Origin of the sequence: Edaphobacter sp. (genome assembly GCF_035763405.1) — a bacterium.
GTDB lineage: Bacteria > Acidobacteriota > Terriglobia > Terriglobales > Acidobacteriaceae > Edaphobacter.
Window position 1 is genome coordinate 49,968 of the sequence record NZ_DASUBE010000094.1, and the last position, 9,654, is coordinate 59,621.

The 9,654-nt window shown below is 57.4% G+C and carries 6 protein-coding genes and 1 CRISPR repeat array; of the genes, 2 read left to right on the plus strand and 4 right to left on the minus strand.

The window, feature by feature from the left end:
* Window positions 1-37 precede the first annotated feature (37 nt).
* The 4 genes from VFU66_RS09735 to VFU66_RS09750 all read right to left on the minus strand — a co-directional run bounded on the left by VFU66_RS09735 (window position 38) and on the right by VFU66_RS09750 (window position 6,847).
* The gene (locus VFU66_RS09735) at window positions 38-2,809 is read right to left on the minus strand and encodes an outer membrane beta-barrel protein (RefSeq protein ID WP_524536966.1); all 2,772 of its coding nucleotides are present in this window, start codon (window positions 2,807-2,809) and stop codon (window positions 38-40) included.
* On the minus strand, window positions 2,710-3,615 hold the full coding sequence (locus VFU66_RS09740) for a carboxypeptidase-like regulatory domain-containing protein (protein WP_326446052.1): 906 nt from the start codon (window positions 3,613-3,615) through the stop codon (window positions 2,710-2,712). The genes VFU66_RS09735 and VFU66_RS09740 overlap by 100 nt, the downstream gene beginning before the upstream one ends.
* Before the next feature lie 359 nt (window positions 3,616-3,974).
* On the minus strand, window positions 3,975-6,155 hold the full coding sequence (locus VFU66_RS09745) for a glycoside hydrolase family 31 protein (RefSeq protein WP_326446053.1): 2,181 nt from the start codon (window positions 6,153-6,155) through the stop codon (window positions 3,975-3,977).
* A 242-nt stretch (window positions 6,156-6,397) separates the two neighbouring features.
* On the minus strand, window positions 6,398-6,847 hold the full coding sequence (locus tag VFU66_RS09750) for an integrase core domain-containing protein (protein WP_326446056.1): 450 nt from the start codon (window positions 6,845-6,847) through the stop codon (window positions 6,398-6,400).
* 473 nt (window positions 6,848-7,320) lie between these two features.
* On the opposite strand from VFU66_RS09750, the gene VFU66_RS09755 reads away from it, so the two are divergent.
* Both VFU66_RS09755 and VFU66_RS09760 read left to right on the plus strand, forming a co-directional pair.
* The gene (locus VFU66_RS09755) at window positions 7,321-7,995 is read left to right on the plus strand and encodes a nucleotidyltransferase domain-containing protein (RefSeq protein ID WP_326446054.1); all 675 of its coding nucleotides are present in this window, start codon (window positions 7,321-7,323) and stop codon (window positions 7,993-7,995) included.
* Entirely contained in the window at window positions 7,973-8,425 is a 453-nt protein-coding gene (locus tag VFU66_RS09760; RefSeq protein ID WP_326446055.1) for a hypothetical protein, read from the plus strand. The genes VFU66_RS09755 and VFU66_RS09760 overlap by 23 nt, the downstream gene beginning before the upstream one ends.
* 252 nt (window positions 8,426-8,677) lie before the next feature.
* A CRISPR array of direct repeats spans window positions 8,678-9,503; the repeat unit is 32 nt; unit sequence GTTTCAATCCACGCCCCCGCGTGGGGGGCGAC.
* Window positions 9,504-9,654: the final 151 nt, after the last annotated feature.

Here is a 9,654-nt window from a genome sequence, read left to right on the forward strand (position 1 = left end):
TGTGGAGCGCCCTCTTTGGTTTTGTGGGGCACTGGACTTAGAAGCTGAACCGGGCCTGGAGGGTAACAGTGCGGCCTCCCAACGCACTTGTGTCCTGGCTGAAGTTAGAGGAGGCGACGTTACTGCTGACGCTTCCGGGATTGAGGTTCAGGATGTTGAAGAGATTGAAGACGTCGGCGCGGATCTCGATCGTTCCGCTCTCGCCGGTGATGCGGTTGTTCGGGAGGCCGAAGCCTTTGGTCAGGGAGGCGTCAACGTCTCGATAGCCAGGACCGACGAAGGCATTGCGAACCAGTCCGGGCGGCGGCGGCGAAGAGAGGTTCGGGCTGGGGAATCCGGTGCCGCTGGCCGACTGAATTGCGGTGTAGTAGTTCGGCGTGGAGAAGTACTTGTTGGTGTACTGGACGGTGGTTCCTGCTTTCCCGTTCACCGTCGCCGTTTGTGTTGTAGCTCCGGCGGTCAAGCCGGCGAAGTTGCTTCCGTTGATGAATGCCTTGTTGCTGTGGTCGTTGCCGGCGCCTCCGAGGTAATGCGGACGGATGTTGAAGTAGCCGCATTGCGTGCAGTATAAGGACGACGGGATCCCGTAGGTGGGTGAAAACGGGAAGCCTGTGTGAACGTTCCAGATGCCGCTGAGTGACCAGCCGCCGACGATCTTCTCAGCAAAATTGTTGCCGTGGAAGATCACTGGCTGCCACAGGCCGAAGAGCTTGAACGACTTGCCGACGTTAAAGTCCGATGGACCATAGGAGTAGGACGGGTGGAGCGGGAAGTAGGGGTCTTCGTAGTAAGGGCCGGAGCCGTTGGTGTCGAGGCTCTTGGACCACATAAACTGCGCGTCGAATTGCAGGTGGTGCACCATGGGGTGCTTGAGTTCGACGAGCAGGGCATTGTTGTTCGAGCTTCCGCCGTTAATCCAGAAATCGCCGCTGGTGACGAGCGGGTTGAGAGTATATCCGGCGACCACAGCCGGAGCATTGGGCGTCTGGTGATTGATGAGATGATGCCCGATGCTGCCCTGGTATCCAACAGAGGCAACAAGCTGGCGATTGATCTGATATTGAGTGTCCAGAGAAAAGTGTTCGATGTAGGTGGTGGGCAGATTGCCGTGACCATCGCCCAGGATAATGATGTTCGCGTTGCCCTTCACCGGCAAGCCGGCGGAGTTGTAGCTGGTGATGGTGTTCGGGTTCGACGCGAATCCGGACAGAGAATTCGGAGTGCTGGAGATGCCATAGATAATGGCGGCACCACCCGGGCCGGGATTCGTGGGGCTGCCGAACTGGAAGTTATAGAATCCCGCCGTAGGCGGGTTGAAGCCGGTGTTCGCTGTAATCGCGATCTCTTCCTGGTTGAAGTCGAGACCAAATCCGCCACGTACTACCAGTTTGTTGTTGAACTGGACAGGCGCCCAGTTGAAGCCTACCTGCGGTCCGAAATTAGCCTTTTGCGGGTTCCACGCGCCTCCGCCGACCTCGATGCTGAGGCCGGTGTAAGACGAGGTTCCGCTGCCCAGGACAACGCGCGGCAGATTGTTTTGTTTCGCATAGAGTGCTCCGAAGTAGGAGTATCGCAATCCGGCGTGCAGAGTCAGAGTGGGAGTCGTTTTCCAGTCGTCCTGAACGAAAGCGCCGAAGAATTTCCCGCGTTCGTCGTTGCGGGTTCCGCCAGGCAGGCCAGTGACAGTGTTGAAGTTGCCCTGCTCCTGGTAGGGTGCGTCGTTGAGAAATGTCCAGATGTTATAGAACCCATAGGTGGGCCGGCCGATGGGGTTGTTGAGGTAGTGGAGCTGCGTAAACTCCGCGCCGAACTTGACTGTGTGCGCGCCAAGTACCTTGGTGGCAACATCCTTATAACTGTAGGTCCACTGATTGAGATCACTTCCCAGCGAGGTGCCAAACTGATTCAGTGAAGCGCTTGGAGCGAACGTTACATTGTCTTGAGGCAACCCAACCGGCTGATGCGGGTTCGAGGATATCTCGTTCCAGCGCCAACCCGCTGCGTTTGCGCGCGCCTCGTTCAGAAACGTCGGCGAGATGGTGTGATTCCAGATGACCGACATAGCCTCGTTGATCTGGTCGTGGTGAAAGAGGTTGTAGGCGCGCGCGCCACCGTTATAGCTGGTGCGGCCTTGTGGCACCCAGTAGATAGCGAATGCTACGTGGTCTTTGTTCGTAACGTCGGCGTCGAGCCGCCCGTTGTACTGACGGTAAAACTGGGTGGTCGGCACGCTGGTGAGATAGAACCCAACATCTGCGATACCGTCCAGGCCATTGCCCACTCCAGGATTGGCAGCAGTTCCCGTTTCCGTCGGGTCCTGTTTGCCGAGACCGTTGGTTAGAGGCGAGCCGATGTCGAGGCCCTGGCCGGCAATGGTGTGGCAGTTGACGCCCTCCTGCAGGCCAACCGTGGTACAGGTTTCACCGGAAGTGACAATGGTTCCAACGGGGGCGCTGCCAGCGAAGTTGAGGAACTTGGAGGCGATGCTCGATGAGGAAGCCGAGCTACGCAGCGAAGAGGTTTCGTACCAGCCGGTGCTCTGGGTCGTGGAACTGTTCGGTGTGGACTCGTAGGCGAAGAAGGCGAAGATGCGGTTTTTCCAGAGAGGGCCACCCAGGCTTCCGCCGTACTGGTTATAACGCTGTGAGTCGCGCAGCGCAGCGCCAACGGGAGTGCCGTCCGCGAGCCGAGGTCTGCGGTTGTAAGCGTTCAGCCGGGCCGATGGACCGCGATAAAGGCGCTGCCATGAATCTGGTTTGTTCCGCTCTTGGACGTGACCAACGTCTGGGCTCCGCTGAAGCGGCCATATTCGGCGTCGTAGTTGTTGGTGAGGATACGCACGTTGTCAATGGAGTCCTCGGTTGGTGTGATGATGGTCGTCCCACCCCAGACCGCGCTGACCGTGCTGATGCCGTCGATGGAGATGCCATTGGTCTCATACTGCCCACCGTTCGCGTTGGCCTGAGGACCGTTTTCAGTGGGCGCGGGGCCGCCGTTCCCTGAGCCGCCGGGACCCTGGGTTCCGGGATTGGAACGCACCCCTCCGCCCGCGTTCTGACCGTTGTCGCTGACTGCACCGGGCGCCAACTGCGTCAGTGTGAAGACGTCCCGATTGAAGGAAGGAAGGTGCTGGATTTCATTGCTTGTCACCGTTCCGCCGATGTTGGAGGTCTGCGTATCAATCGCAGAGGCGGTATCTGCGGATACATTCACAATCGTGGATGTGTCGCCCAGTTCAAGCTGGACGTTTACCGCGTTAGCCTGCTCGGGAATGATCGACAGGTCATTCAGGACCTTCTGCTTGAAGCCGGTCGCTGAGGCGGTGAGGGTGAAGTGTGCCGGCGGCAGAGCACCGAAGTTGTAAACCCCGGCGGCGTTTGAGGTCGCGGTCAACAAGCTGCCAGTCTCGTTGTTTTTGAGCGTGAGGGTAGCGTCGGGGATGACAGCGCCATCCGGGTCCGTGACCGTGCCCTGGATCGATGCGCGAAACTGTGCCTGCGCCGCTGGCACAAACAGCAAAACCGCCCAGAGGACGGCCAGAATGCTGACGAAACCTGCCCGGGTAAAGGCTCTGGTTGTATGAGTAACGAGGGGAAGAGGATGGGTTGAGTCCATAGAAATGCCTCCGGAAAGAAAGTGGATAAAAAGCGTTATGAGTACATTGACTGCTCGTGCACAATCGATTGCGCATTCACGGGTGGATTTGTACTCCTTCGCCCACAAAGCTGTCAATAAAAGCAGAAACCCAGCGGCACAACGCCAGATAGGGCGCCACAAACCGCCACTCATCGTCACTCACATCACTCGGATAGCCAACCTGCCCCTTGTTCCCCATCCCTCCATGCTGCGCGACCTCAACAAGAAAACAGCGCAGTGCTTACAGAACGGAATTAAAGTCATTACGGGCTCTAGCAATATGTGCACAGAGGGACTGTGCTTCGTCGTCCCTTTGTGCATCACGTGACGAGTGCTTCTCATGGCAACTTTACAGTTGCTTTGCTACCGCTGTAGCTGAAGTCGCTATCGACGGTTGAGGTGACGGCCTCGCCTACGCCATGGGCCTTCCCGACGAGCACGATATGGAAACGTATCGTCGTCTGCATGCCGGTGTACGATCCTTGGCGTGCACCAAAGGTGAGTACGCTGGCTTTGTCGTCCCAGTGGATCGGGATAACGGTGTGCTGACCCTTCATGTAATCGTAGCTGTCGCCGGAGTCCTGATACATATTGAAGCTGCCGTCTGCCCCTCGGTAGACGCGGAGTTCGATGGGACCCTCGGGACTCTGCTCGGCGTATTCGATCTCTGGGCCCATGGGTAGGATTGACCCGGCGCGGACATAAAGAGGGAGGCGTTCGAGGGGCGCGTCTGTTTGAATTGTCTGATCACCATGCGCGGAAGTGCCAGTCCAGAAGTCATACCATGTGGTCGCGCCGGGGAGATAGACACTGCGACTCGTCGCACCGGATTTGAGTACTGGGCTGACCAGAATCGCTGGGCCAAACATAAACTGGTCTCCGAGATTCCAGGTGTTTGGATCGGAGCGGAAGTCCATCACCAGCGGGCGCATGATTGTGTAGTCATCGCTGGTCACCTTCCAGGCGAGTGAGTAGAGGTATGGCATCAGACGGTAGCGGAGCTTGTCGTATTCGATGAGGATCGGTTCGACCTGCGGGTAGCTCCAGAACTCGTTCTCAGGGCGATGACCGTGGCTGCGGAAGATGGGGCAGAAGGCGCCGTACTCAAACCAGCGCGCGTAAAGTTCCTGATAATCCGGCTCTTGAATATGTCCATCGACTGCCGGCCAGTAGCCGCCGATGTCGGTTGTCCAGTAGGGATAACCGGAGAGAGCAAAGTTCAGACCCGCCGCAACCTGATGCCTGAGGCCCCACCAGGTGCTGTAGACATCGCCTGACCAGACGGTGGCGCCGACGCGCTGCTGACCAAGGAAAGCCGAGCGGGTGAGCAGAAAGACGCGCTTCCGATCGGTTGTTGCTTTCCAATGCTGTTGGACGCCAAGCGTGTGCTCGAAAGGAAAAATGTTGGTGTACTCGGCGCCGCTTCCGATGGTTAGTTGCTTGTCCTTGAGAATGGCATCGCCCATGTGCGGCCAGTACTCCTCCGGTTCGGCACTGTCGAGCCAGAAGGCGTCCCATCCCTGCTTGAAGAGCGGCTTGACCAGGTTGTTCCAGTAGAAGTCGCGAGCCGCGGGATTGGTGGGATCGTAGACATGCGTCCCGGGAATATCCCAGTGATGCGCGACCATGATTTTGTAGTTTTCCGACACAGGATCCATGAGACCCCAGACGGAAATCATGGCGTGAACGTGTTCATCATGCAGTTTTGTAAGGTCACCCGGCACATCGTGGTAGTTCGAGTTGAAAACGGGATCGCCCTCATGTTTCCACCAAAACCAGTCCTGAACCATCGTGTCCAAGGGGATATTCTCGGCGTGGTACCTTCCCGCAATTTGAAGAATCTGATCGAGCGACGTGTAGCGGTCTTTCGATTGAAAATAACCGTAAGCCCATTCCGGAAGCATGGGAGTGTGGCCAGTCATCGTGCGGTACTGATGCAGGATGCCGTCGAACTCCGGGCCATAGATGAAGTAGTAGTCAATCGAACGTCCAGCGAGCGAGCGGAAAGACAGCAGCAGGGGAAAACGGTTGTCCACGTATGTCAGCGACGCCGTATTCCAGAGAATGGCGTAGCCCTTAGTTGATAGCAGCAGCGGAATTGCAACGTCGGTATTGTTCTGGCCAAGCTCGACCGTGGCGCCCCGATAGTTGAAAAGACCGCTCTGGTGCTGGCCCAGGCCATACATAGCCTCGGTCGCGTCGGGAGTGAAACGGTCGGTGACGTGATAGAGGCGTTCGCCGTTGATCATTTCCGGCACGTAGGTCCGCGGAACTGCATCGCCCTCGCGCAGAAGCGAGCTGCCGTCGGTCCGCTCGAAGACGAGATTACCGGCTGTTAGTGAGAAAACAACGCGGACCTTCGCGGTGGTCAGCGTCGCACTTTTCCCGTCGTCCGCGTAGTGAAACTCCGCCCCGGGACAGGACTCTGACGGCGCGAGCATCCAGGGCTTCGAAGAATTGTCCACCTGTTCTTCAGGTGTCGTCACGACGTGGATCACCGTATCCGTGCAAACAGTCACGTCAACCGACTCATGGCCAACGGTCGCGCGCAATCCGCGCGGAGCTTGCGCGACTATGATTGCTGGCGACTCCGGGCCCGATTGGCCGGGCATCTGCGCGGAACTTACCTGAGGAACAGTCGCAATTAGAGCCGCGATACAAAATACTGGAACACACGAATATCGGAGGGACATCTCTACCTTCATTCTTCGACTTGATCTGCCCGATCTATTGAACCAGATTGCTTGTTAGTGTAGCGCAGCTATCTCTGAGTCCAGATAGTTGCCACCCAGGTCTCCGGCTCCGATGGGCAATAGCTCAGCGAGGAGTGCGGCCGGATAGTGTCGTAGTGGACACGCCAACGCTCAGCCAGCACCCGCATCTCCTGGATCGAGTAGAAAATTTCGCCGTTGAGGAACTCGTCGCGCAGCTTCGCGTTCTCTGACTCCAACTCCTTCAACAGCCGTGCCTGGTCCACCTGCAACCCTCCATACTCCTTGCGCCACCGGTAGTAGGCCTGCTCTGAGATCTCGGCTTCCTTGCCCTTCTTTCTGTCCACCGTAGGCGGTACTGAGCGGACGGCCAGCAGGATACGCGCTGGCTTCGACGCTCCGTTGTTGTATACCTCCTTGAAACATGCCTTGAGCGCGACTTCCTGTTGGTCTGGGGGCAACTCCGATCCAGCCCGCACCCCATCCCAGGACTCCAGCACCAAAAAGAGCGCCGAAAAGGCCGGGAATAGCGTCTTGGAACCGCCCGCTCATCATCCGGATTCCTGTTAAAGATGAGCCCTCCTAGGCAGATAACGATTCCGGCGTACATGGCGAAGGTTTACGGACAGGCCATGACCTCATCCAAGCGAGAAGCAAACGGCAAGGTCGTGGAGATAGTGCTCAAGCCAGTGAAAGCGAGCGCCTAAAACCATGATTTTTGCGAATGGGAGTCAGTGGGAGTGAATCTGGCGGAAGGGACACTCGAATTCTCTTCGTAAACCACTGATTTGATTGGTTGCGGGGGTAGGATTTGAACCTACGACCTTTGGGTTATGAGGTGTCAACTGATTGATACTAAAAGACATCGCTCAGAGTGGCTGGCAGTCAAAAAGAGCGTATTGGAGCAGCAGAGCATACTTATCGTGGGGTGACTGTGGGCTTGAGGATAGCGAAATTTATGAGGCGCTCTTAGTTGGGTCGGCTCATTGCCCTCCCAAATCCTCTATGGTTACTTGTTCTCAAAAAGAGTACAATTGCTCTCGTTATGAGAACGGGCCCAAACTCGCTTGGCGATCTGCTTTTTGGGCAGACCCGAGGCCGTGTTCTCGCGTTGCTTTATGGTAAGTCAGACCAGACTTTCTTTGTTCGCCAGATAGCAAGGGAGATCGGAACAAGCGTCGGCAGCGTCCAGCGAGAATTGGAAACCTTGTCGGAAGTCGGATTGCTCAATCGGACAACTATAGGGCGACAGGTCTTCTATCAGGCAAATAGTTACCACCCGGCATTTGCAGACGTTCGTTCGTTGATCGCAAAGACTTCAGGCATCTTTCATCAGCTTCGTTCCGCTCTGGCCCCCCTTGCCTCACAAATCATCTTTGCTTTGGTCTACGGGTCGATTGCGCGAGGAGACGAGGATGCGGGAAGCGATGTCGATTTGATGATTGTGGGGAATGTGACTCTGGATGACGTGCTGGCTCAATTGACTTCAGTAGAAAATGTCATTGGACGGCCCATCAACCCAACCGTCTATTCTCTAAAAGAATTCAAAGCCAAGATTAAAGACGGAAATCACTTCTTAACCTCGGTATTGCATGGTAAAAAAATGCTCTTGATCGGAGATGAAGATGAGCTTAGAAAAATGGGCTGAATACGGGTGGCTCAAAGCCGAACCCTCCAGCCCTGACGAGATCAGGGACTTGTTGGGGATTGTCACACGCGCCCTTAAAGATTCGAAGGTAGAAGCGATCTCCGACGACCTCCGCTTTCAGGCGGCATTCAGTGCGGCGCTGACATCCGCGAATATCGCTTTGCGGGCAAGTGGTTACCGCACCAGAGTGCAAACCGGGCATCATCAGAAGATCGTTGAGTCCTTGGAGCTTACTCTCAAAAGCGATCCGAAGCTGATTCAGAAGCTGAAAGTCTTCTCGAAGAAACGGAATGCAACAAGCTACGACGCGGCTGGCAATATCTCAGAACAGGAACTTGAACAGGCGATCAAGGTTGCTGAGGAATTGCAACAGAGCATTTCTACCTGGTTGAGGCAAAATCATCCCGAATTGATGAAAACTTTTGGCTGATAGACACGGCAGACTTTCCAAGACTAATACATGTCGGGCAACATGCCCGTTTTCAATCCACGCCCCCCGCGTGGGGGGCGACGTCTCTACCTTTTCGCGGAATAAGGGATCTGCCTCGTTTCAATCCACGCCCCCCGCGTGGGGGGCGACGTCACTCTCGCTGGTGATGCTGGAAGGGCGCTGGAGTTTCAATCCACGCCCCCCGCGTGGGGGGCGACACCTTCCTGTCCACACCATCTGCACGATGCGGACGTTTCAATCCACGCCCCCGCGTGGGGGGCGACGCTAACCCTCTCCGCAGGCCACAAACACAACCACGTTTCAATCCACGCCCCCGCGTGGGGGGCGACGGCATCGACATTGCCGATATGCCGCAGCGTGACAGTTTCAATCCACGCCCCCGCGTGGGGGGCGACGCCAGACCGCGAGCGCCATCCGCAACTCGGCAGAGTTTCAATCCACGCCCCCGCGTGGGGGGCGACGTTCCATCATGGGAGTTGATGAGGACAACTTCCGGTTTCAATCCACGCCCCCGCGTGGGGGGCGACCATGCGCGAGTTGTGACGCGCTAACACTGGCGTTAAGTTTCAATCCACGCCCCCGCGTGGGGGGCGACGCGCGCCGGGCTCGTCATCGCTCCAGCTATGAATGTTTCAATCCACGCCCCCGCGTGGGGGGCGACCACTGTGACGCCGCCGGCACGGCTCGGCCACGGGGTTTCAATCCACGCCCCCGCGTGGGGGGCGACCTTTGGCCAGCGCGATGCAGCAGACGCTGAAGAGGTTTCAATCCACGCCCCCGCGTGGGGGGCGACGTGAAGAGATGCCCAACTACGAACACGGGACGGAGTTTCAATCCACGCCCCCGCGTGGGGGGCGACATGGCAGCGGGCAGACAAAGCCCAATCAGGATGAGTTTCAATCCACGCCCCCGCGTGGGGGGCGACATCATGTCAATGTTTTATTTTCCACAGGGCTGAGGTTTCAATCCACGCCCCCGCGTGGGGGGCGACCTTCGTTGTAGGCTTCGATGGCTGCCGTCTCCGCGTTTCAATCCACGCCCCCGCGTGGGGGGCGACGCGGAGGATCAGCAGAAGAAGGTCGACGAGCTGAAGTTTCAATCCACGCCCCGCGTGGGGGGCGACAGGATGCGGTGCATCGCTACACGCATCCGGGCTGGTTTCAATCCACGCCCCCGCGTGGGGGGCGACTCTGGGCCTCCAGCGTGAC